We start from the raw sequence: 21,862 nt of genomic DNA on the forward strand, positions 1-21,862 counted from the left end.
CCGGCGGCGGACACCGGAGCCTGTTATGCTTAGCGCGGCAGGGCGGTGCCCCATTCGCGCCACTCTTTCGGTTCGCTCTCCAGCAGCAGGAAGTGTTTGCCATCCTGCGCTTTCGGCGCCAGCGGCGTACCCGGAGGCGTCGCAAACGCGATGCCGCCGCGAATGAACTGATTAAAGGTACCGGTTTTCACCACCCCGCCAATCAGGCCAAAGTCGAGGCTATAGCCGGAAGCCAGCCAGAACACCGAGTTGTTGCGCACCAGATACTGATAACGCTTGCTGATACGCAGCTGTACCATCACGCGATCCGACATCGAACCGAGCATCAGACCGGTCACCGTGCCGACTTCGAGCCCGCGGAACAGCACCGGCGTGCCGATACCCAGCGAACCCGCTTCCGGTACTTCGACGATAATGCTCAGGCCGTCGATATAACGTGAATCGCTGATCGTGGTTTCCTGTATTTCGAAATCACGGCGCGGCGCACCGCGTCCCGGCTCGACGTTGATATAGGCCTGGAAAAGGGTATCCAGATGTTCAACGCCCGCCGCGGATATCTGCGGCGTAATCACCGAGAAACGCGTCCCGGCGCGGGCAAAGGTATTGACGTATTCCGGGTAGAGAACCGCTTTCGCCTGCACTTCGTTTTTCGCGGTAATTAAATTCAGCGACTGGATCTGGCCAATATCAATCCCCAGGTAGCGAATTGGCATCCCTTCGGCGATTTTACCGGCGTCGAAGGCGTGCAGGGTTATCTGCCCACCCACCGCGCGGGCGGCGGTTTCTGACGCATACAGTACGCGTTTGTTATCGATCCGCGCGCTGGCGCTGGCGCCGCTGAGGTTATCAAAGCTAATCGCGCCCTTCAGCGCGCGGGAGAGCGGGGATGCCTGCACCGTCAGGCCGCTGCCGTTAAGCTGCACTTTTGCGCCGCCCTCGGCCCAGAACACGCTGTTGCTGGTCAGCAGATGGCGATACTCCGGCTTGATATGGATATTGATCTCAAAGGCGTTCTTGCGCGGCTGCACGGTGATGATTTCCCCGACCGCAAATTTACGGTACAGCACCACGGAGCCTGCCTGCACGTCCGGCAGCGTCTCGGCTGAGAGCGTAAGCGTGGTGGTCGGCAGATCGCTCATGCTGTTTTCCAGCGCCTTTTCCTGGTTCGCATACAGCGGATAGCGGCTTTGCATCGCCCCTTTGTCGCCCGGGATAATGCGGATCCCGCCGCTGACCCATTCGCTGGCGCTGGCCCCGAGGAACTCCACGCCATCGATGCCGACTTTAACGTCGATGCGGCTGTTGACCACGAATTTGCTATCGCCGCGTACCAGAGAACGGTACTCCGGCATCACCGCCACCTGGAACGTGACGCCATCGGCGTTCAGCTTGCGCTCCAGAACCTGGCCAATCTGCACGCCGTGCAGAATCAGCGGCTGCCCGGCGTCGATGCCGTAGCTTTCCGGCGCGGTGAGCGTGACGGTCGCGACATCCGGCTCTTCCAGAATGGATTTATCGGCAGGCAGCACGGCAAACTGGTTGCGGGGTTCACCCTCGCCGGGGACCAGCTCGAAGGTGGTGCCGGTCAGCAGGGCGCTGACGCTGGGGTTATCCAGCGAGATTTTTGGCTTCTTCATCTGAATCAGCGTCTTCTCGCGCAGCAGGCTGACGACGCTCGGGTCGACGGTCATTTCGCCGGTCACTTTCCCGTCGCCATTGAGATTCAGCTTACTGAGCTGGCCAACCTCGAGTCCCTGGTACATCAGCGGCGTAGAGCCCGCTTTTAAGCCTGCGCCATCCGGGAGATCCAGTTTAACCACCACGCCGCGCTGGCTGTGCGCCAGGTCTTCGTATAAGTGATAATCCGCGTTTTGCTGAGCCTGTGGAGAATCATCCGGGGAATCAAAGGCGATAGCGCCGTTCACCAGCGCCGAGAGGCTGTCCAGCTGGACTTTCGCTCCGCTCAGGCTGACGTCCGCCTTCACGCCGGATACGTTCCAGAAACGGCTCTCTTTTTTAACCAGGTTGGTGAAACGCCGCTCGATCAGCACATCAATGGTGACGCCCTGATTGTTCGGATTAATGGCGTAGTCATACACCCGGCCGACCGGAATTTTGCGGAAATAGACCAGCGAGCCGCTGGTTAAAGAACCCAAATCCGCTGACTTGAGATGAATCATCAGCTCGCCGTTATTGATGTGGTATTTCGGCTGGGTATCGAGGGCGACAAAGTGATCCTCGGGCTCACCCTGGCCGGGCATCATGCCGATATAGTTACCGCCCACCAGCGCATCCAGGCCGGACACGCCGGCGAGAGAAGCCTTCGGCGTTACCAGCCAGAACTGCGTCTCCTTGCGCAGCGCATCTTTCATATCGCCCTTGACGCTGGCGGAAACCTCAATTTTGCTCAGATCTTTACTTAGCGAAATGTTCTCCACCGTACCGACTTCTACCCCCTGATAGCGGATAGGCGTGCGGCCAGGGACGATACCGTTAGCGGACTGGAAGTCGATAACGATCGTTGTACCGCGATCCTGGTAGCTGGTCCATATCAGCCAGCCGGCAATCAGCAGCGCGATGACCGGCAGCAGCCAAAATGGCGAGATACGGCGTTTAGTTTTAATTTTGGCTTCAGTCGGCGAAGCGGGCGTTTCCTGACTCATGTGCGTCCCAAAGTAAGCGGCTGTCCAGCCATTCAACAGCAAGGATAGTTAATATTACCGCGGCGCCAAAATAGACCGCGGCGGGCCCCATCGTAAACGCGAGGAGCTGATCGCGGTTGATCAGCGACATGGTTAATGCGATGACAAAAAGATCCAACATAGACCAGCGGCCGATCCAGGTAATCAGCCGCAGTAGCAGGATGCGGGTACGTAATCCCTGTTCACACTTGAATTGTATGCTGACCAGCAGCGTAAACAATACAATTACTTTGGTGAATGGCACCAGAATACTGGCGATGAACACGACGCCGGCGATAGCGACGTTGCTGCTGGCCAGCGACATAATGCCGGAAAGGATGGTGTCATCCTGACGCGCGCCGTTGACGTAGATAATCGAGATCGGCAGCAGGTTGGCAGGCAACAGGAAAACCATTGACGCAATCAGCGCAGCCCAGCTCTTTTGCAGGCTCTGGCGGCGTCTGTGGCGCAGGGGAGTGTGGCAGCGACGGCAGCGGCCGCGCGAATCGCGATGGCCGGTATAATGGCAGCCGAGGCAAACCTGCAGGTTTTCATCCGGCCGCAGCGCCGGGCGCTGGGGGTAAAAACGCTCCCAGAGCTCCTCCACGTTCATATGGATAAGCGTCAGGATACTGAGCAGGGTGAGGGAGATATAGGCGATAAGCCCGATGCCCGGCTGCAGGAAGGCGTAATCCTGCACCTTAATGGAGGCGACGCCGATGCCGACCAGGTAAATATCCAGCATCACCCACTCTTTGAGCCGCTCCAGCATCAGCAGTATCGGGCGCAGATTCATGCCCAGCACGTTGCCCAGCCACAGATAGGCGATTGAGGCCACCAGCAGCACCGGCGCCACGACCGCGCAAAATAGCACCATCGCTGCCGTGAGCGGATCGCCCTGGCCGGTCATTTGCCAGATGCCCTGAAGGACGTTAGCGTCGATACGCACGCCCAGCAGATGCAAACGCAGCAGAGGTTCGCTCCAGGCAAAAGGCATCAGCAGCAGCATCGCGATTGCCATGCTGCCCAGCCGGGTAAGCGACCAGTCGCGGCCATCGCGCACTTTGGCGTTGCAGCGGGGACACCAGGCGCTTTGATTCTTTTTAAGGACCGGTAAACGAAACAGCAGGTCGCACTGCGGACAGCGCTGATAGTGAGCGTGCTCAACGGGGGCGCTGACCGAGTAGACGATCATTTTTTTTGCTGGCGTAATCCTGGGTGTTTTTAGTGGCATTTATAGCTTACAGAAATGAGTGTATCTCTCTATCTTAACTCAGGAATGAATTCATCTTGAGCATGAATGCATTTAAAGCTTATTTTATTAGGCTGTAAGTGTAAGGTAGTAAGACAACTAAGCGACCAAATAATGAACAAATCAGAATTCTACGCGGATTTGAACCGCGATTTTCAGGCGTTAATGGCAGGCGAAACCAGTTTTCTGGCGATGATTTCAAATACCAGCGCGCTGCTGTTCGAGCGGCTGACCGACGTGAACTGGGCCGGTTTCTATCTTCTGGAAGGTGACACGCTGGTGCTTGGCCCGTTCCAGGGCAAGCTGGCCTGCGTGCGGATTCCGGTCGGACGCGGCGTATGCGGGACTGCCGTCGCGCAGAATCGCGTGCAGCGGGTAGAGGATGTTCACGCGTTTGATGGGCACATCGCCTGTGACGCCGCCAGTAATTCGGAAATTGTCTTCCCGTTACGGGTGAACAATCAAACTATCGGCGTCCTGGATATCGATAGCACGGCGCATTCCCGCTTCACCGCTGAAGATGAGCAGGGACTGGCAGAACTGGTCGCGCATCTGGAAAAACTCATTTCTGCGACTGATTATCAAAAAATATTCACCCGCGTCGCAGGATAATCAACGGATAACGTAGCATTTACCGATGACGTCATTATAATGACGCCTGTTCATGCCTGCGGCTTGTTGGCTACGTCCGTTGTAATCAGGAAATTTCATGGAAAATCAACCTAAGTTGAATAGCAGTAAAGAAGTCATTGCGTTTCTGGCCGAACGTTTCCCTCAGTGTTTTAGCGCTGAAGGCGAAGCTCGCCCCCTGAAAGTCGGTATTTTTCAGGATCTCGTTGAGCGCGTTGGCGGAGAGATGAATCTCAGCAAAACCCAACTTCGCGCTGCTTTGCGTCTTTATACTTCGAGCTGGCGCTACCTGTACGGCGTTAAGCCTGGCGCAGTCCGCGTTGACCTTGACGGCAACCCGTGCGGCGAACTGGAAGAGCAGCACGTCGCTCATGCCCGTCAGCAGCTTGAAGAAGCAAAAGCCCGCGTTCAGGCGCAGCGCGAAGCGCAGCAGGCCAAAAAACGCGAAGCCGCTGCCGCAGCAGGCCAGCCGGAAGAGGGGGCACGTCGCGAGCGTAAACCGCGTCCTCAGCCTCAGGCGCGTCGTAAAGACGGCGCTGAGCAGCGTAAACCTCGCCCGGCAGCAGCAGCCAAAGCGCCGCGCGAAGAGCGTCATACCCCTGTATCAGATGTGTCTGTATTGACCGTTGGCCAGGCACTGAAGGTGAAAGCAGGCAATAATGCAATGGACGCCACCGTCCTGGAAATCACCAAAGATGGCGTTCGTGTACAGCTGACTTCTGGTATGTCAATGATTGTACGCGCAGAACACCTGGTGTTCTGAAACGGAGGCCGGGCCAGGCATGAACAAATTCTTTAAGCTCACCGCGATGGCGGGCCTGCTGGTAATCGCAGGCCAGTCGTTCGCCGTGGACGATATCACCCGGATCGATCAAATCCCCGTGCTGAAAGAAGAGCCGCAGCACGCGACGGTGAGCGAGCGCGTCACATCGCGCTTTACCCGCTCTCACTACCGGCAGTTCGATCTTGATAATGCCTTTTCGGCAAAAATTTTCGATCGCTACCTGAACCTGCTCGACTACAGCCATAACGTGCTGTTAGCCAGCGACGTGGCCCAGTTTGCCGCGAAAAAGAATCAAATCGGCGATGAGCTGCGCAGCGGGAAGCTGGACGTTTTTTACGACCTGTATAACCTGGCGCAGAAGCGTCGATTTGAGCGTTATCAATATGCATTGAAAGTGCTGGAACGTCCGATGGACTTTACCGGCACTGACAACTTCAACCTTGACCGCAGCAAGTCTCCCTGGCCGAAAGATGAGGCCGAGCTGAATGCGCTGTGGGATGCCAAGGTGAAGTTTGATCAGCTCAGCCTCAAGCTGGCTGGCAAAGATGATAAAGAGATTCGCGAGACCTTAACCCGTCGCTACAAGTTTGCCATTCGTCGCCTGGCGCAAACCAATAGCGAAGATGTTTTCTCGCTGGCGATGACCGCCTTTGCGCGTGAAATCGACCCGCATACGAACTATCTCTCACCACGCAATACCGAACAGTTTAACACCGAAATGAGCCTGTCTCTCGAAGGTATCGGCGCGGTACTGCAGATGGATGACGACTACACGGTGATCAACTCACTGGTGGCCGGTGGTCCTGCGGCGAAGAGTAAATCCATCAGCGTGGGCGACCGTATCGTTGGCGTTGGCCAGCCGGGTAAAGGCATGGTTGATGTCATCGGCTGGCGTCTTGATGATGTCGTGGCGCTGATTAAAGGTCCCAAGGGCAGCAAGGTTCGTCTGGAAATTCTCCCGGCGGGTAAAGGCGCGAAAACGCGGATTGTGACCCTTACGCGCGAACGCATTCGTCTTGAAGACCGCGCGGTTAAGATGTCAGTCAAAACCGTCGGCAAAGAGAAGGTTGGCGTGCTGGATATTCCGGGTTTCTATGTTGGCCTGACGGACGACGTCAAGGTTCAGCTGCAGAAACTGGAGAAACAGAACGTTAGCAGCATCGTTATCGATCTGCGCAGCAACGGCGGCGGGGCGCTGACCGAAGCGGTTTCGCTTTCTGGCCTGTTTATTCCATCCGGCCCGGTTGTCCAGGTTCGCGATAATAACGGTAAGGTGCGTGAAGACAGCGATACCGACGGCGTGGTGTACTACAAAGGCCCGCTGGTGGTGCTGGTCGACCGTTTCAGCGCCTCGGCTTCTGAAATTTTCGCCGCCGCGATGCAGGACTATGGCCGCGCGCTGATCGTCGGTGAGCCGACCTTTGGCAAGGGGACCGTCCAGCAGTATCGTTCGCTGAACCGCATTTACGATCAGATGCTGCGCCCTGACTGGCCGGCGCTGGGGTCCGTACAGTACACCATCCAGAAATTCTACCGTATTAACGGCGGGAGTACTCAGCGCAAGGGTGTGACGCCGGACATCATGATGCCGACCGGAACTGAAGAGCGTGAAACCGGCGAGCAGTATGAAGATAACGCGCTGCCGTGGGATAGCGTCAATGCGGCAACCTTCGTGAAGTATGGTGACCTGACGCCGTTTGGACCTGAGTTACTGAAGCGCCACGATGCGCGTATTGCCAGGGATCCTGAGTTCCAGTACATCATGAAGGACATTGCTCGCTATAACGCGATGAAAGACAAACGCAACATCGTCTCCCTGAATTACGCGCAGCGTGAAAAGGAGAATGAAGAAGATGATGCGATTCGTCTGGCCCGCGTTAACGATCGCCTTAAACGCGAAGGCAAGCCGCTACTGAAAAAGCTGGAAGATCTGCCGAAGGATTACCAGGAGCCTGACCCGTATCTTGATGAAACGGTTCATATTGCGCTCGACCTGGCCCATGAGGAAAAGGATCGGCCCGCGGTAGAGCCCCCGGCCAGTAAATAAATCCCCAACGGGCACAACAATTTGTGCCCGTTTTCTTTTCCGTCCTTGCCCGCTCCTGACGGCCTGAATTCAACAAAATGTCAACGCTTTTGCCCAGCGTCAGCAATATGCTACAAAATGTAAAGTTGTGTCTTTCTCGTGACTTAGCGGGGCCTGATGGTTGAAAATTGGCGTCCTACCCATACCATGTGGGTAATCGCATAGTGCGTTTTGTTAAATCGAGGTTAAAAGAAAATTATGATGCGAATCGCGCTTTTCCTGCTGACCAACCTGGCAGTGATGGTGGTGTTCGGGCTGGTGCTAAGCCTGACGGGAATTCAGTCAAGTAGCATGACCGGGCTGCTGATCATGGCGCTGTTGTTTGGTTTCGGCGGTTCAATCGTTTCGCTGCTGATGTCGAAATGGATGGCGCTGAAATCAGTGGGTGGGGAAGTCATTGAGCAGCCACGTAATGAAACCGAGCGCTGGCTGATGAATACCGTCGCGCAGCAGGCACGGCAGGCGGGCATTGGTATGCCGCAGGTAGCTATTTACCATGCGCCGGATATTAACGCCTTTGCGACCGGCGCGCGCCGTGACGCGTCGCTGGTGGCGGTCAGCACCGGGCTGCTGCAGAACATGAGCCGTGATGAAGCGGAAGCGGTCATTGCGCATGAGATTAGCCACATTGCCAACGGTGACATGGTTACCATGACGCTGATTCAGGGGGTGGTGAACACCTTCGTTATCTTTATCTCGCGCGTTATCGCGCAGATTGCGGCAGGCTTCCTCGGCGGCAACCGCGATGAAGGTGAAAACAGCAACGGCAACCCGCTGATCTATTTTGCGGTCGCCACGGTGCTGGAGCTGGTATTTGGTATTCTGGCCAGCATCATTACCATGTGGTTCTCCCGCTACCGCGAGTTCCATGCGGACGCCGGTTCAGCGAAGCTGGTAGGGCGTGAGAAAATGATCGCCGCGCTGCAGCGTCTGAAAACCAGCTATGAGCCGCAGGAGGCCAGCAGCATGATGGCGTTCTGCATTAACGGCAAAGCGAAATCCATGAGTGAGCTGTTTATGACTCACCCGCCGCTGGATAAACGTATTGAAGCCCTGCGCAGCGGCGAATACCTGAAATAACCGTCGCGCCTGGCCCTGAAAACAAAAATCCGCAACCTTCGGGCTGCGGATTTTTTTATGCCGGCTTTGCGTTACAGCCTGACGCGCGGCTGCGTGACGCGTAGCCCGCTGACGGCGGCCGCGACGACGGCAAACGTTCCGGCCAGCAGAAGCGCGGTGTGGGTTCCGCTATCGCCCAGCAGGTTAAACAGCAGAGCCACCAGCGCGGCGCCAGTGCTCTGTCCAAGCAGGCGCGCGGTCCCCAGCATGCCGCTTGCGCCGCCGCTGCGATGAGCCGGCGCTGACGAGACGATGGTGTGATTGTTGGGGGACTGGAACAGACCAAAGCCCGCGCCGCAGAGCGCCATTCGCCAGATAATATCCAGGTCCGACGGCGCGGAGGGCAGTAAAGCCAGGCCGAACAGGCCGCAGGCCATGATGATTAGACCCATCGCGCCCAGCAGCCCGGCGTGAACTTTCTCAATCAAATATCCCGCCAGCGGCGCCATGACCATAGTGGCCAGCGGCCACGGCGTCAGGAGCAGACCGGTTTCCACCTCGCTGCGTCCCATCATTGACTGCAGGAAGAACGGCAGCGAAACCATCGCCAGCATCTGGGCGCAAAAAGAGCATATCGACGTACAAATTGACAGAGAGAATAGCGGAATGCGCAGCAGGTCAACCGGCAGCAGGGGGACCGGCATTTTGAGCTGGCGGCGGACAAAAAAGAACCCGACGACCAGCACGGCCATAACCTCCGCCGCAACCAGCGCGCCTGACTGGCCCTGAGCGAACCCGCCAAGGGCGGTAATCAGTAAGCCAAAAGTGAGAGCATTCATGATGGCGCTCGGCAGGTCGAAGCGGGTGACCTTGCTGCGGCCGGTGTTAGCAGGCAGATAGCGCATCGCGAGAAGCAGTGAAATAATCCCCAGCGGAACGTTAATCAGAAACAGCCATTGCCATGAAGCCATTGAGAGAATCGCGGCGGCAATGGTCGGCCCCGCCGCGGAAGAGACGGCCACCACGAAAGAGTTGATCCCCATCCCGCGCCCGAGAAAACGCTGAGGATAAATCAGGCGAATCAGCGCGGTGTTCACGCTCATCAGCGCCGCGCCGCCGAGCCCCTGCGCCACGCGCGCCAGGGTCAGCATTTCCAGGCTTCTGGAGAGCGCGCAGGCCAGTGACGTGAAGGTAAAAAGCACCAGGCCGATTTTATAAATACGCCGGTAGCCGACCATATCGCCGAGGAAAGAGAGCGGCAGCAGCGCGATAACGATAGCGATTTGGTAGGCATTGACTATCCAGATTGAAGAGGCCGGGGATGCGTTTAAATCACTGGCGATGGTCGGCAGGGCGACGTTGGCGATAGCGCCGTCCAGCACCGCCATCGCCAGGCCTAATACAATGGTCAGAATGGCGCCGTAACGCTGCGGTAAAGGCAGGCCATCGGAGATGTTTTTATCCATGTGGAGTCTGTATCTTATCGGGAACTATTAACTGGTTAATAATTTTAGCATTGATTATTCAGCGGCATGTCGCAGATTTGTAACGAATCGGCAGAAGAACGATTGCGGGTAACGGGATGCGAATTTATAATAAAAACCGGTTCTAATTTTTATAAAACAGTTGCGATGAGGTGATAAATGGCAGTTGCAGATTTGGATAAACAGCCAGATTCTGTCTCTTCGGTCTTGAAGGTTTTTGGCATTCTGCAGGCGCTTGGCGAAGAGCGTGAAATTGGCATTACCGAACTGTCCCAGCGCGTCATGATGTCAAAAAGCACCGTTTATCGCTTTTTGCAGACCATGAAATCGCTGGGATACGTAGCTCAGGAAGGTGAGTCCGAGAAATATTCTCTGACCCTGAAACTCTTCGAACTTGGCGCGCGGGCTTTGCAGAACGTTGATTTGGTGCGCAGCGCTGATATTCAGATGCGCGAGCTTTCACGCCTGACGAAAGAGACCGTCCACCTGGGCGCCCTGGATGAAGACAGTATTGTTTACATCCACAAAATCGACTCAATGTACAATTTGCGCATGTATTCGCGCATCGGGCGTCGTAACCCGCTGTACAGCACCGCGATCGGTAAAGTGCTGCTGGCCTGGCGCGATCGTGCCGAGGTTGAGCAGATTCTGGAAGGGGTGGAGTACAAACGCAGCACCGACCGGACTATCACCAGCACCGAAGAGCTGCTGGCGGTTCTCGATAAGGTCCGCGAGCAGGGGTATGGCGAAGATAACGAAGAGCAGGAAGAGGGGCTGCGCTGCATCGGGGTTCCGGTTTTCGACCGCTTCGGCGTGGTTATCGCGGGTCTGAGTATCTCTTTCCCGACGCTGCGTTTCTCGGAAGAGCGCCTGAACGAGTACGTCGCGATGCTGCACACGGCGGCGCGTAAAATTTCAGAACAGATGGGCTACAACGATTATCCGTTCTGACCTTGTGCGTAAATCGGGCTACAGCGTCTGTAGCCCGATCGTGACTAGCCGTTATCGACTACCGTGGCGCTTTTTCGCAGGATAGGGCAATCGGTAATGCCGATAATACCGCTGCTGGAATGAACATATTGTGCGGTACTGATGCCGCGAGCCGTGAGATATTTACACTGCAATCCCAGCCCCCCGGCATTCTCACTGCTGCCCATTAATACGCCGTAGCCGCTTAATAATACGCCAATCCACAAGATAGCCAGCACCACAATGGTACGAATGATCAATCGCATTGTTGCCTCATTATTTGTATTATCCTTGCGTCCATTCTGGCATGAACATCGTTTGAAACAAGTCTATGATTCCTAAACTTGCCTTTCGTATTACAGTTAGCCGCGGTTTAAGAAGGTCATGTTATCCTGGCGACATCTGGTACTGATGCGGAGTGTGGAGTGAAAAAATTACGCTGGGTTTTGCTGATAGTCATCATCGCAGGTTGTTTACTGCTATGGACTCAGATGCTTAACGTAATGTGCGATCAGGATGTACAGTTCTTCAGCGGCATCTGCACTATCAATAAATTTATTCCCTGGTAAGACATTTTTAATATGACTGATTTTCTTCTGCCGCGCGGGTGGTAGAATAAACGCCTTCTCTTTGAGGTGGTGAAATGAGTGAGTTACTAAATCCTGGGATTGTAAGCCTGGCATCCGTGGCGCTTTCAGTTGTGCTGTTGCTTGTCGGCCTGTTGTTATGGTTTTTTGTTAATCGCGCCAGCTCGCGCGCTAATGAGCAGATAGCGCTGCTGCAGGCGCTGCTGGATCAGCAAAAGCGGCAAAACGCGCTGCTGCGCCGTCTCTGCGAGGCCAATGAGCCAGAGAAGGAGAGTGCCGCAGAACCTTCCATCGCCGAGAAGGGGAAAGGCGACGACGACTTCATTCGTCTGGTCGCAGAGCGCTAATCTGATTGTCAGGTGTACATCGTGACGGTGTGCGCCTGTATCTCCCCCGGTGTATAACGTATCCTTATCGATAAATTCTCTTCCGAACGTAAACCTGCCCACCGGCAAGCGGAGGCGGCGCGTTTATGCTCTCTTTAATTAGATTGTTTAATTCATCAAATAAAAGAACAGGAAAGACCTGACTGTCATCAGGCGTTCATTATTGCGGTGAAGTATAGACAATATTTTAAGTACTTCAATTAACGCGCTTCGATATTATGCCATGGGCCGGTAAAGCTTTTTTTCAACTATCGATATGAGCTTTTAAATGCATCTTTATGCAATGCTTTCTGACTCCCCCTAAAATTGGCAGTTTGGCTCTACGCGGGGCCCGGCAAGCTGAAGTCATTGAGCAATGGCGGATAAACTCCCAGGCTGGGGGCCGTCTCAGCGGCGCCAGCGCGGGGAGAAGGATAAGCCAGAGGAAGCAAAGTCGCATAAATGTGCAGGTGATCAAATGATTCCCTTATAATTTGTGCGAGCGATCGAGAGCCGTCTAAAAATGGCTTGCCATTATTTACGTAGTATGTGATAACACGTTTCGGGTTAAACGAGGTACAGTTCTGTTTATGTGTGGCATTTTCAGTAAAGAAGTCCTGAGTAAACACGTTGTCGTTGAATACCGCTTCTCTGCCGAACCTTATATTAGTGCCTCATGCAGTCATGTGTCAGTTTTATCTATGTAAGCGCCCCACGGGCGAAGAAAACAGTCTAAGGAATTTTGCAAATGGCAAAGATTAAAGGTCAAGTTAAGTGGTTCAACGAGTCTAAAGGTTTTGGCTTCATTACTCCGGCTGATGGCAGCAAAGATGTGTTCGTACACTTCTCCGCTATCCAGGGTAACGGCTTCAAAACTCTGGCTGAAGGCCAGAACGTTGAGTTCGAAATTCAGGACGGCCAGAAAGGTCCAGCTGCAGTTAACGTAACTGCTATCTGAGTAGACCACTGAATCTTGTAAGAAAGCCTCGCAGCCGCGGGGCTTTTTAGTTTTTATTGCAAATCATGTCATTTTACCTCCCTCTGTTGCGCTTTGTTGCAAAACAACATCCTTATTAGCACTGTTTAGCAACCTGTTTTGTATATATCTGTTAAATCAGGTGGTTGCAAAATAATGATGGAGCTAAGGTGCAAAAGAACAAACTTAAGTCAGCCGCCAACTTTACCCCTCTGCGGTTTGGGTTGTTATGCGTGGCCATTCTTTGCTGTATGGGGCTGCTGCTGGCCCGGGTAGGCTGGCTGCAAATTGTCTCTCCCGACAATTTGGTTAAACAAGAAGATATGCGCTCCTTGCGTGAAGAGCCTATCGACGTGCAGCGCGGTATGATTAGCGATCGCGAGGGCCGCCCGCTGGCGGTTAGCGTGCCGGTGAGCGCCATCTGGATCGATCCGCAAACAACTCTCGCAAAAGGCGGCGTCGGATATGGCCCGCGCTGGCAGGCGATGGCGCAAGCTTTACACCTCAACCTTAGCGAGCTTGCCCATCGCGTGCAGGCGCATCCTCATGCGCGTTTTCTTTATCTGGCGCGCCAGATAAACCCGGAGCAGGCGGAGTGGATCGACAAGCTGCACCTGCCGGGGATTAATCTGCGCGATGAGTCGCGTCGTTTTTATCCCGCGGGGCACGTTGCGGCTAATCTGCTGGGCTTTACCAATATCGATAATCAGGGGATCGAGGGGGTAGAGAAAAGCTTTAATGCCCAGCTAACCGGTCAGCCCGGACGCCGTCTGGTGCGCAAAGACCGGCATGGTAACGTCATCGAAAATATCACCGAAGTCCCGGCGGTCCCGGCCCACAATTTGCAGCTCAGTATTGATGAGCGTCTGCAAACGGTAACCGAGGACGCGCTGGATAACGCCGTGCGCTGGAACAAAGCGGAATCAGGGGCGGCGGTATTAATTAAAATTGATACCGGGGAAATCCTGTCGATGGCAAGCTACCCCGATTTCAACCCTAACAATCGCGATGACGCGAAGCTGGATGATTTCCGCAATCGCGCGATTAGCGATACTTTCGAGCCGGGGTCGACGGTTAAGCCGCTGGTGCTGATGACCGCGCTCCAGCAGGGCATTGTTCAGCCGGATAGCGTGGTGGATACCCATCCGTTTACCCTCGACGGTCATCGTATTCGCGACGTTGGTTACTACCCTGAGCTGTCCCTCACCGGCATTCTGCAAAAATCCAGCGATACCGGCGTTTCACATTTGTCGCTGGCCATGCCGATTCAACATCTTATCGATACCTATAAAGCGTTCGGTTTCGGCGACTCTACCGGTCTGGGATTAACCGGTGAAAGCGCCGGGCTGATGCCGCAGCGTCGCTACTGGGGAGAGCTGGACCGGGCGACATTCGCCTTCGGCTACGGCCTGATGGTTACGCCGCTCCAGCTGGCGCACGTTTACGCAACTATCGGCAGCTACGGTATTGAGCGTCCGCTATCGATCACGCGCATCGATCCGCCTGTCATGGGCACCCGGGTGATGCCGGAGCAGATTGTGCATGAAGTCGAACATATGATGGAGAGCGTTGCCTTGCCGGGCGGTGGGGGCACCAAAGCGGCGGTGCGCGACTATCGGGTGGCGGTAAAAACCGGTACCGCCAAGAAAATTGGCCCTGACGGGAAATATATCGACAAATATGTGGCCTACACCGCAGGGGTGGCGCCCGCCAGTAACCCAAAATTTGCGCTGGTAGTGGTGATGAACGACCCCAGCAACGGTTCGTATTACGGTGGGGCAGTGTCGGCGCCGGTATTCAGCCAGATCATGGGCGATGTCCTGCGCCTGGAAAACGTGATGCCAGATGGGATGCCGCAGGGTTCTGAAAACCTGATCGTCATGCATCATGACGGCGTGCTGCCGCCTGCGCTGTAACGGTGGCCTGGAGGGGCGAATAGCGCTACACTTTCGCCCTTTCAGCATACCGGAGTTGCCATGTCTTACAGTTGCCCACTTTGCCACGCGCCGCTTGAGCGCCGCGATAATAGCTTTATCTGCCCGCAGCGGCATCAGTTCGATCTGGCGAAGGAAGGGTACGTCAATTTACTGCCGGTGCAGTTTAAGCGCTCCCGCGATCCGGGCGACAGCGCTGAAATGATGCAGGCCCGGCGGGCGTTTCTCGATGCGGGTCATTATCAGCCGCTTCGCGACGCGATCTGCGCTTTTCTGCACACCTTCGCGCCGACCGATTTACTGGACATCGGCTGCGGGGAAGGCTACTACACCCACGCTTTTGCCGCCATCGCCAGCCGCAGCTGGGGGCTGGACGTGTCGAAATCCGCTATCCGCGCGGCGGCAAAACGGTACCCGCAGGTCAGCTTTTGCGTCGCTTCCAGCCAGCGTTTACCGTTTGAAGATGCAAGCCTCGATGCGATAGTACGTATTTACGCCCCCTGCAATGCCGTTGAGCTGGCGCGCGTTGTCCGGCCCGGCGGCTGGGTCATCACCGCGACGCCGGGGCCTCGTCATCTGATGGAGCTGAAAGGGTTGATATACGACGAAGTGCGTTTGCACGAGCAAAACGCGGAAGAGATGGCAGGGTTTACGCTACGTCACCAGCAGCAGCTGGCCTATCCGATGCAGCTTAACGGCAGCGAGGCGGAAGCTTTACTGCAAATGACGCCGTTTGCGTGGCGGGCTAAGCCGCCGGTTCGGGAAGCGCTGCGTCAACAGGTGGGATTTGACTGCCAGACCGATTTTGCCATTCACTGCTGGCAGCGCGACGCCTGAGGATCAGCCGGAGAAATGGCTCCAGAGGATCTGAGCGCCGATGCCAATCAGCACGATACCGCCGAGGATTTCCGCCCGTTTGCCGAGCAGCGGGCCGATAAAACGTCCCACCATCATACCGAGCGTCGACATTATCAGCGTGGCGCAGCCGATAGCCAGCGCGGTGGCGATAATGTTGACCTGCAGAAACGCCAGGCCAACGCCGACGGCCATGGCGTCAAGGCTGGTAGCGAAGGCGGTGGTCACCAGCAGCCAGAAACCGTGGCGTCGCGGAGTTTCGCAGTCGTCGTCGTTGCCGCCGCGAAACCCTTCGATAACCATTCGACCGCCGAGAAACACCAGCAGCACAAAGGCAATCCAGTGGTTCCACTCGAGAACGAACTGGCTGGCTAGCATCCCCATTCCCCAACCGACCAGCGGCGTGAGCGTTTCGATAGCGCCAAAGATGAGACCCGTGCGCAGGGCTTCAGAAAATTTAGGTTTATGGAGAGTGGCGCCTTTGCCAATAGAGGCCGCGAAGGCGTCCATGGACATGCCGAAGGCAAGAAGAATTGTAGCGGATACATTCATGAGAGCGTCCTGACCGGGGATAATCCATATGACACATCGCCGCCCCCAGTAAAAATACGCGGCCCATCCTGAAGATGAGGCGCCGCGTACAGCAGCGATGCGTCTATGGTCTCGCCTGATTGAAGACGTACTTCTTCAACCCGTACGTGCCACGTTTTGCAACGAGTATGTTGACACGTACATTTTCTGGCAGGCAGAAAATTGGCTACTCCCCAACGACGGGCGCAACCTTAACATAATTTTAGAATATAAAACAATAACAGAGTCAGGTTATTTTGCTAACCAAATGATAACGATTTTCATTTAAATTTGGAAGTGAATAATTCGTTAATAAATATCGGCGAATTAAACGAATGGAATATAGCCGCGGCTATATTCCATTCGCCGGGGAATGACAAAATATAGCGTAGGCTATATTTGTAACTCATTGAGTTGAAATGAGAAGTTTGTATATCTTTTCCAGATCGTCGATATTTTGTACGCGAATTAGCAGGCGACGCTGCTCTAATTGCATGACCAGCACGCCATCTTCCGATAAATTCATCTCTTTAATACGCTTATATTCGATCCAGATATTGGCGAAAAAAAAGCCTTCTTTTTTGAAGATGATTTTGGGTGAACGGATCCAGAAAAGATATAACCCCATCAAGGCCAGGGCAGATAATAGCCAGGTGGTGATAAGTTCGCCCTGGCTGGCAATATTGTTATAAATCAGGATAGCAATGAGGCCGACGAAGATAATGCCATCGACGCGATTGCGGCGGAGCAGGGGGATAGCCAGCAAAACGGGGCCATTGCGGCGCGGCATGATGAATTGATCGTAAATCGCAAACGCGAGCAGAACGAGAATAAACAGGATTAACACCAGGTCCGTGATTGTCATCCATCCTCCAAATAAAAAAGCCGGGGGCAAGCCCCCGGCGCACAGCGTGTAGATTACTGGCCCAGCAGGCCGACAGCGTAGCCCGCGATACCGATGACGAAGAAGCCAACGATGATCCACAGGGCGTTAACTTTCTTGCGCAGCAGCCACATACAGGCGAAGGTCAGCAGCAGCGGCACCAGGCCCGGCATCAGCTGGTCAAGGATAGTCTGCACGGTGGTCACGCGCGTCTGGCCATCCTGACCGGTGATGGTGGAAACCACCAGCGGGATGTTCACGTGCGTCCACTTGTTAACCAATGCCCCCATGACAAACAGGCCGAGAATTGACGCCCCCTCGGTCAGTTTCTGCAGGAAGCCGCCGCCCATATCTTTAACGATATCGATACCTTTACGATAACCGTACGCTACGCCGTAATAACGGGTCAGCAGACGCACCGCGTTAAACAGGATAAAGAACAGCAGAGGCCCGAGCAGACTGCCGCTCATGGCGATACCTGCGCCCAGCGCGGCGAACACCGGACGAACGGTACCCCAGAAGATAGGGTCGCCCACGCCGGCCAGCGGGCCCATCAGACCAACTTTGATACCGTTGATAGCACCATCGTCGATCTCTGCGCCGTTAGCACGCTGCTCTTCCATCGCCAGCGTTACGCCGAGAACCGGCGCCGCAACGTAGGGATGGGTGTTAAAGAACTCAAGGTGACGCTTAATCGCCTGTTTACGCGCATCGTTGTTCTCCGGATAGAGGCGACGAATAGCCGGCACCATGGAGAAGCAGAAGCCCAGCGCCTGCATACGTTCGAAGTTCCATGAACCCTGGAACAGGTTAGAACGAATGAACACGCCACGAATATCACTCTGAGTCAGTTTTTTCTCGGTGGTATTTTTAGTCATATCAACCATTTCGCTCACCTGTTAGTCCAGTTCGTTGTCGAGATCGTTATTACCAGCAGCCTGCACAGGCGCACCCGCTACGCGGTTGTATTTCGGGCTCAGCTGGATGTAGAGCACCGCCATCACGGTACCAATCACACCCAGAGCAACCAGGTTGAAATCGGTGAACGCGGCGGTAACAAAGCCCAGGTAGAAGAACGGCATCAGGTAGCCTGCGCGCATCATGTTGATGACCATCGCGTAACCGACGACCACGATCATGCCGCCCGCGATGTTCAGACCGCCGGTAACCACTTCTGGAATGGCGTTCAGCATACCCTGTACTTCGCTGGTACCGACGGAAATCGCCACGATAACGGCAGGGATAGCGATACGCATGGCCTGCAGGAACAGCGATGAAACGTGCAGCCAGGATATGGCCGTCAGGTTTCCATTCTCCGCGGCCTTATCCGCCGCGTGCTGGAAGGCAACGGTGATGGTACGAACGATAATGGTCAGAACCTGGCCTGCCGCGGCCAGCGGGATTGCCAGCGCGATACCGGCACCGATGCTTTGATGGCCGGCGATAACCAGAACGGTAGAGATGATGGAAGCAAGGGCGGCATCCGGCGCAACGGCCGCACCGATGTTCATCCAGCCCAGGGCGATCATTTCCAGGGTACCACCGATAATAATACCGGTTTTCATATCCCCGAGAACGGCGCCAATCAGCGTACAGGCCACCAGAGGACGGTGGAACTGAAATTCATCAAGTACCGACTCCATACCCGCAATACACGCGACGATGAACACCAGCACAATCTGAAGAAAGGTAATCTCCATTGTACTTCTCCTGTTGATTAAGTCTTAAGTTGAAAATTGCGTTGCGATCCGCAGGGTGACTTATTTCACCTTGGCGATCAGATCCATCATTTTCAGTTTCTGGTCGGTGGAAACTTTGCGGGCCTCCAGTTCGATACCGCGGGCATTCAGCTTTTTGAACGCTTCGATATCTTTCTCATCGACCGAAATGGCGTTGTTCACCTGCGTTTTACCCTGGCGGAAAGCCATGCCGCCGATGTTGACGCTGGTGATTTTCACACCGCCTTCAACCACGCGTTCAACGTCCGTTGGGTTAGTGAACAGCAGCATAATGCGCTCGCCTGCGTATTTGGGGTTGTTATAGACGCGGATCATTTTCGCGACGTCTACAACGTGGGCGGTAACGCCCGGAGGAGCAACCTGAGTCAGCAGCGTTTTACGTACGGTATCCGCCGCAACTTCGTCGCTGACAACGATAATGCGGGAAACGTTGGTTTCTTTAGTCCAGCGAGTGGCGACCTGGCCGTGAATTAAACGGTCATCGATACGCGCAAGCCCGATAACCATGTAGTCGTTTGGACCCATTGGCTTCAATGGCGCAGCCGCTTTCGGTGCAGCCGCCTGAACCGGAGCAGGGGCGGCCTTTTCCACCGGCTTCGCTTTCAGCGCCTTAACGCCTTCGCGACCGGTTTCTACCGCCAGGGCAACCAGCTCATCGAACGACGGGTTGTCGTCACGCGCCATTAGCGTTTCGACCAGCATGGGAATATTAACGCCCGCGATCACTTCATAATGTTCTTTATCGACGACAATGCGGCTGGCCGCGTTAAACGGGCTGCCTCCCCATGTATCGACGAGAAATAACACGCCTTTTGCTGTATCCAGCTTTGCCAGCTGAGCGTTGTACTTTTCGATTAACGTTTCTGCGTTTTCGCCAGGGACGAAATCAATCCAGCCAACGTTTTCCTGTTCGCCCAGCAGCATTTCTGCCGTTTTTAACAGCTGTTCTGCAGCCCAACCATGTGTGCCTATTACAATAGCAATCGTCACTTGCTACCTCCTTTATAATCGTGAATGCATCATCTGTTCTGATACATCCTGAATCACTCTTGCGAACAAAATCGATTCAGTAAGGGTGTAAGATATAAAGTAATTACTACAGCGAATTATTTTAGACAGTGAAAAAATAATTAATGTGATGAAGCTCCGCTAATTATGCATCTGTTGGTAATTATTTTGCAGCGCAAAAAATAGTCTTAGCTATTGCAAAGACAGGTAAATTTTTTCCAATTATGCTCTATATTTTGCTATGTTTACGTTCCGTTTAATTACTCAGGAGTATAGGGCATAGCCCGCTATATGGACCGTCACCGACGTCTTTTCACCTTCCGGCACGCGTTTGCCGCCGCCACCTGCTACGTCTTTTCACCAGCAACAAGTGTCTCGTCTGTGCATGACACAGCGATGACTACGCCTGTCGTTAACTGGAGCTGCTCATGGAATTCTTAATGGATCCCTCTATTTGGGCCGGTTTGCTGACGCTTGTCGTCCTTGAAATCGTACTGGGTATCGACAACCTGGTGTTTATCGCCATCCTTGCCGACAAGCTGCCGCCAAAGCAGCGGGACAAGGCGCGCCTGATCGGCCTCTCGCTGGCGCTGTTTATGCGCCTGGGTCTGCTGTCGGTTATTTCGTGGATGGTGACCCTGACGAAACCGCTTTTCAGTGTTGCCGATTTCTCGTTTTCCGGACGCGACCTGATCATGCTGCTCGGGGGGATATTCCTGCTGTTTAAGGCGACCACCGAACTGCATGAACGGCTGGAGAACCGCCAGCATGACTCCGGTCATGGTAAAGGCTATGCCAGCTTCTGGGTGGTGGTACTACAAATCGTGGTACTGGACGCCGTGTTCTCGCTGGACGCCGTGATTACTGCGGTCGGGATGGTTAACCACCTGCCGGTGATGATGGCGGCGGTGGTGATCGCGATGGCGGTGATGCTGCTGGCTTCGAAGCCGTTGACTAATTTTGTCAACCAGCATCCGACGGTGGTAGTGCTCTGTCTGAGCTTCCTGCTGATGATCGGCCTGAGCCTGGTGGCTGAAGGTTTTGGTTTCCATATACCGAAAGGTTACCTGTACGCTGCGATTGGCTTCTCGATAACCATCGAGTTCTTTAACCAGATTGCGCGCCGTAACTTTATTCGTCATCAATCGACCCTGCCTCTGCGCGCGCGCACTGCCGATGCGATCCTCCGTCTGATGGGCGGGCGTAAGCAAAGCGCCGCGGCGCATGATAGCGATAGCGCGTCGGTCGTGCCGATCCCCGAAGGCGCGTTTGCGGAAGAAGAGCGCTATATGATTAACGGCGTGCTGACCCTGGCCCAGCGTTCGTTGCGCAGCATTATGACCCCGCGCGGGGAAATTAGCTGGGTAAACGCCGAGCAAAGCGAAGAGGAAATTCGCCGTCAGCTGCTCTCTTCACCGCACAGCCTGTTCCCGGTATGCCGCGGCGAGCTGGATGAAATCATCGGTATCGTGCGGGCGAAAGAGATGCTGGTGGCGCTGGAAGCGGGTGACAACGTTGCCGCTCTGGCTTCCGCCTCGCCGGCGATTGTGGTCCCGGAAACGCTGGACCCGATCAATCTGCTGGGCGTGCTGCGCCGCGCCCGCGGTAGCTTTGTCATCGTGACTAACGAGTTTGGCGTCGTACAGGGGCTGGTCACGCCGCTGGACGTACTGGAGGCGATTGCCGGCGAGTTCCCGGACGCTGACGAAACGCCGGAAATTGTCATCGACGGCGACGGCTGGCTGGTGAAAGGTTCAACCGACGTGCATGCGTTGCAGCAGGCGTTGGGGGTAGACGATCTGGTCGATGAGGACGAAGATATTGCTACGGTTGCCGGCCTGGTGATTGCCGTCAACGGCCATATTCCGCGTCCGGGCGACGTGCTTGAGCTGTCACCTCTGCAGTTCACGATTGTTGAAGCCAACGACTATCGCGTCGATCTGGTACGCGTCGTCAAGCTGCGACAGTATAACGACGAAGAAGAGTAACGGCTGATGCCC

General features: G+C 55.0%; 20 protein-coding genes and 1 pseudogene. 12 read left to right on the plus strand and 9 right to left on the minus strand.

Annotated elements, in window-relative coordinates:
• Nucleotides 1–29 precede the first annotated feature (29 nt).
• Complete coding sequence (locus HMPREF1144_RS04975; protein ID WP_004852064.1) at nucleotides 30–2,663, minus strand: PqiB family protein; 2,634 nt, start codon at nucleotides 2,661–2,663, stop codon at nucleotides 30–32.
• Nucleotides 2,632–3,915: a membrane integrity lipid transport subunit YebS gene (gene yebS / locus HMPREF1144_RS04980; RefSeq protein ID WP_032721497.1), complete on the minus strand. Its 1,284-nt coding sequence runs from the start codon at nucleotides 3,913–3,915 to the stop codon at nucleotides 2,632–2,634. The genes HMPREF1144_RS04975 and yebS overlap by 32 nt, the downstream gene beginning before the upstream one ends.
• 132 nt (nucleotides 3,916–4,047) lie before the next feature.
• Between yebS and HMPREF1144_RS04985 the strand changes: the two genes are divergently transcribed.
• The 4 genes from HMPREF1144_RS04985 to htpX all read left to right on the plus strand — a co-directional run bounded on the left by HMPREF1144_RS04985 (nucleotide 4,048) and on the right by htpX (nucleotide 8,513).
• Nucleotides 4,048–4,545 carry a GAF domain-containing protein gene (locus HMPREF1144_RS04985; RefSeq protein WP_014229825.1) on the plus strand — a complete coding sequence of 166 codons (498 nt, stop codon included), beginning with the start codon at nucleotides 4,048–4,050 and terminating at the stop codon, nucleotides 4,543–4,545.
• A gap of 97 nt (nucleotides 4,546–4,642) precedes the next feature.
• Nucleotides 4,643–5,326, plus strand: a complete 684-nt coding sequence (proQ, locus tag HMPREF1144_RS04990; protein ID WP_004852059.1) for an RNA chaperone ProQ — start codon at nucleotides 4,643–4,645, stop codon at nucleotides 5,324–5,326.
• A gap of 19 nt (nucleotides 5,327–5,345) precedes the next feature.
• Nucleotides 5,346–7,394 carry a carboxy terminal-processing peptidase gene (gene prc / locus HMPREF1144_RS04995; protein WP_009651971.1) on the plus strand — a complete coding sequence of 683 codons (2,049 nt, stop codon included), beginning with the start codon at nucleotides 5,346–5,348 and terminating at the stop codon, nucleotides 7,392–7,394.
• A gap of 237 nt (nucleotides 7,395–7,631) precedes the next feature.
• Nucleotides 7,632–8,513: a protease HtpX gene (htpX, locus tag HMPREF1144_RS05000; RefSeq protein ID WP_004122003.1), complete on the plus strand. Its 882-nt coding sequence runs from the start codon at nucleotides 7,632–7,634 to the stop codon at nucleotides 8,511–8,513.
• A gap of 71 nt (nucleotides 8,514–8,584) precedes the next feature.
• Here the strand turns inward: htpX and HMPREF1144_RS05005 are convergent, their stop codons facing one another.
• Nucleotides 8,585–9,958 carry an MFS transporter gene (locus HMPREF1144_RS05005; RefSeq protein WP_009651974.1) on the minus strand — a complete coding sequence of 458 codons (1,374 nt, stop codon included), beginning with the start codon at nucleotides 9,956–9,958 and terminating at the stop codon, nucleotides 8,585–8,587.
• 177 nt (nucleotides 9,959–10,135) lie between these two features.
• Here HMPREF1144_RS05005 and kdgR point away from each other — a divergent pair, with 177 nt between their 5' ends.
• Nucleotides 10,136–10,927, plus strand: a complete 792-nt coding sequence (gene kdgR, locus HMPREF1144_RS05010) for a DNA-binding transcriptional regulator KdgR (protein ID WP_004103314.1) — start codon at nucleotides 10,136–10,138, stop codon at nucleotides 10,925–10,927.
• A 44-nt stretch (nucleotides 10,928–10,971) separates the two neighbouring features.
• Here kdgR and HMPREF1144_RS05015 read toward each other — a convergent pair whose 3' ends face one another.
• Entirely contained in the window at nucleotides 10,972–11,211 is a 240-nt protein-coding gene (locus tag HMPREF1144_RS05015) for a YobH family protein (RefSeq protein WP_004122000.1), read from the minus strand.
• 159 nt (nucleotides 11,212–11,370) lie between these two features.
• Here HMPREF1144_RS05015 and mgrB point away from each other — a divergent pair, with 159 nt between their 5' ends.
• The 6 genes and pseudogenes from mgrB (at nucleotide 11,371) to rlmA (ending at nucleotide 15,644) form a co-directional block, all read left to right on the plus strand.
• On the plus strand, nucleotides 11,371–11,514 hold the full coding sequence (mgrB, locus tag HMPREF1144_RS05020) for a PhoP/PhoQ regulator MgrB (RefSeq protein ID WP_002911375.1): 144 nt from the start codon (nucleotides 11,371–11,373) through the stop codon (nucleotides 11,512–11,514).
• A 74-nt stretch (nucleotides 11,515–11,588) separates the two neighbouring features.
• Nucleotides 11,589–11,879, plus strand: coding sequence for a YebO family protein (locus HMPREF1144_RS05025; protein ID WP_004103312.1), 291 nt, complete (start codon nucleotides 11,589–11,591; stop codon nucleotides 11,877–11,879).
• A 608-nt stretch (nucleotides 11,880–12,487) separates the two neighbouring features.
• A pseudogene (locus HMPREF1144_RS31045) lies at nucleotides 12,488–12,633 on the plus strand (DUF2627 domain-containing protein).
• A 12-nt stretch (nucleotides 12,634–12,645) separates the two neighbouring features.
• The gene (gene cspE, locus HMPREF1144_RS05030) at nucleotides 12,646–12,855 is read left to right on the plus strand and encodes a transcription antiterminator/RNA stability regulator CspE (RefSeq protein ID WP_001062678.1); all 210 of its coding nucleotides are present in this window, start codon (nucleotides 12,646–12,648) and stop codon (nucleotides 12,853–12,855) included.
• Nucleotides 12,856–13,043: 188 nt separating this feature from the next.
• Nucleotides 13,044–14,789, plus strand: coding sequence for a peptidoglycan glycosyltransferase FtsI (gene ftsI, locus HMPREF1144_RS05035; protein WP_004852050.1), 1,746 nt, complete (start codon nucleotides 13,044–13,046; stop codon nucleotides 14,787–14,789).
• A 60-nt stretch (nucleotides 14,790–14,849) separates the two neighbouring features.
• On the plus strand, nucleotides 14,850–15,644 hold the full coding sequence (gene rlmA / locus HMPREF1144_RS05040) for a 23S rRNA (guanine(745)-N(1))-methyltransferase (protein WP_004852048.1): 795 nt from the start codon (nucleotides 14,850–14,852) through the stop codon (nucleotides 15,642–15,644).
• Nucleotides 15,645–15,647: 3 nt separating this feature from the next.
• Here the strand turns inward: rlmA and mntP are convergent, their stop codons facing one another.
• The 5 genes from mntP to manX form a co-directional block, all read right to left on the minus strand.
• Nucleotides 15,648–16,214 carry a manganese efflux pump MntP gene (gene mntP / locus HMPREF1144_RS05045; protein ID WP_004852046.1) on the minus strand — a complete coding sequence of 189 codons (567 nt, stop codon included), beginning with the start codon at nucleotides 16,212–16,214 and terminating at the stop codon, nucleotides 15,648–15,650.
• Between the two features lie 424 nt (nucleotides 16,215–16,638).
• Nucleotides 16,639–17,097 carry a DUF986 family protein gene (locus tag HMPREF1144_RS05055; protein ID WP_004852044.1) on the minus strand — a complete coding sequence of 153 codons (459 nt, stop codon included), beginning with the start codon at nucleotides 17,095–17,097 and terminating at the stop codon, nucleotides 16,639–16,641.
• A gap of 53 nt (nucleotides 17,098–17,150) precedes the next feature.
• Nucleotides 17,151–18,002 carry a PTS mannose transporter subunit IID gene (locus HMPREF1144_RS05060; protein WP_004103307.1) on the minus strand — a complete coding sequence of 284 codons (852 nt, stop codon included), beginning with the start codon at nucleotides 18,000–18,002 and terminating at the stop codon, nucleotides 17,151–17,153.
• Nucleotides 18,003–18,014: 12 nt separating this feature from the next.
• A complete protein-coding gene (manY, locus tag HMPREF1144_RS05065) occupies nucleotides 18,015–18,815 on the minus strand; it encodes a PTS mannose transporter subunit IIC (RefSeq protein ID WP_004103305.1) in 801 nt (266 codons plus the stop codon).
• A gap of 60 nt (nucleotides 18,816–18,875) precedes the next feature.
• Nucleotides 18,876–19,844, minus strand: coding sequence for a PTS mannose transporter subunit IIAB (gene manX, locus HMPREF1144_RS05070; RefSeq protein ID WP_004103303.1), 969 nt, complete (start codon nucleotides 19,842–19,844; stop codon nucleotides 18,876–18,878).
• 446 nt (nucleotides 19,845–20,290) lie between these two features.
• Here manX and yoaE point away from each other — a divergent pair, with 446 nt between their 5' ends.
• Nucleotides 20,291–21,850 carry a CNNM family cation transport protein YoaE gene (gene yoaE / locus HMPREF1144_RS05075; RefSeq protein ID WP_004852040.1) on the plus strand — a complete coding sequence of 520 codons (1,560 nt, stop codon included), beginning with the start codon at nucleotides 20,291–20,293 and terminating at the stop codon, nucleotides 21,848–21,850.
• Nucleotides 21,851–21,862: the final 12 nt, after the last annotated feature.

This window comes from Klebsiella sp. OBRC7 (assembly GCF_000293135.1).
GTDB classification, from domain to species: Bacteria; Pseudomonadota; Gammaproteobacteria; order Enterobacterales; family Enterobacteriaceae; genus Klebsiella; species Klebsiella michiganensis.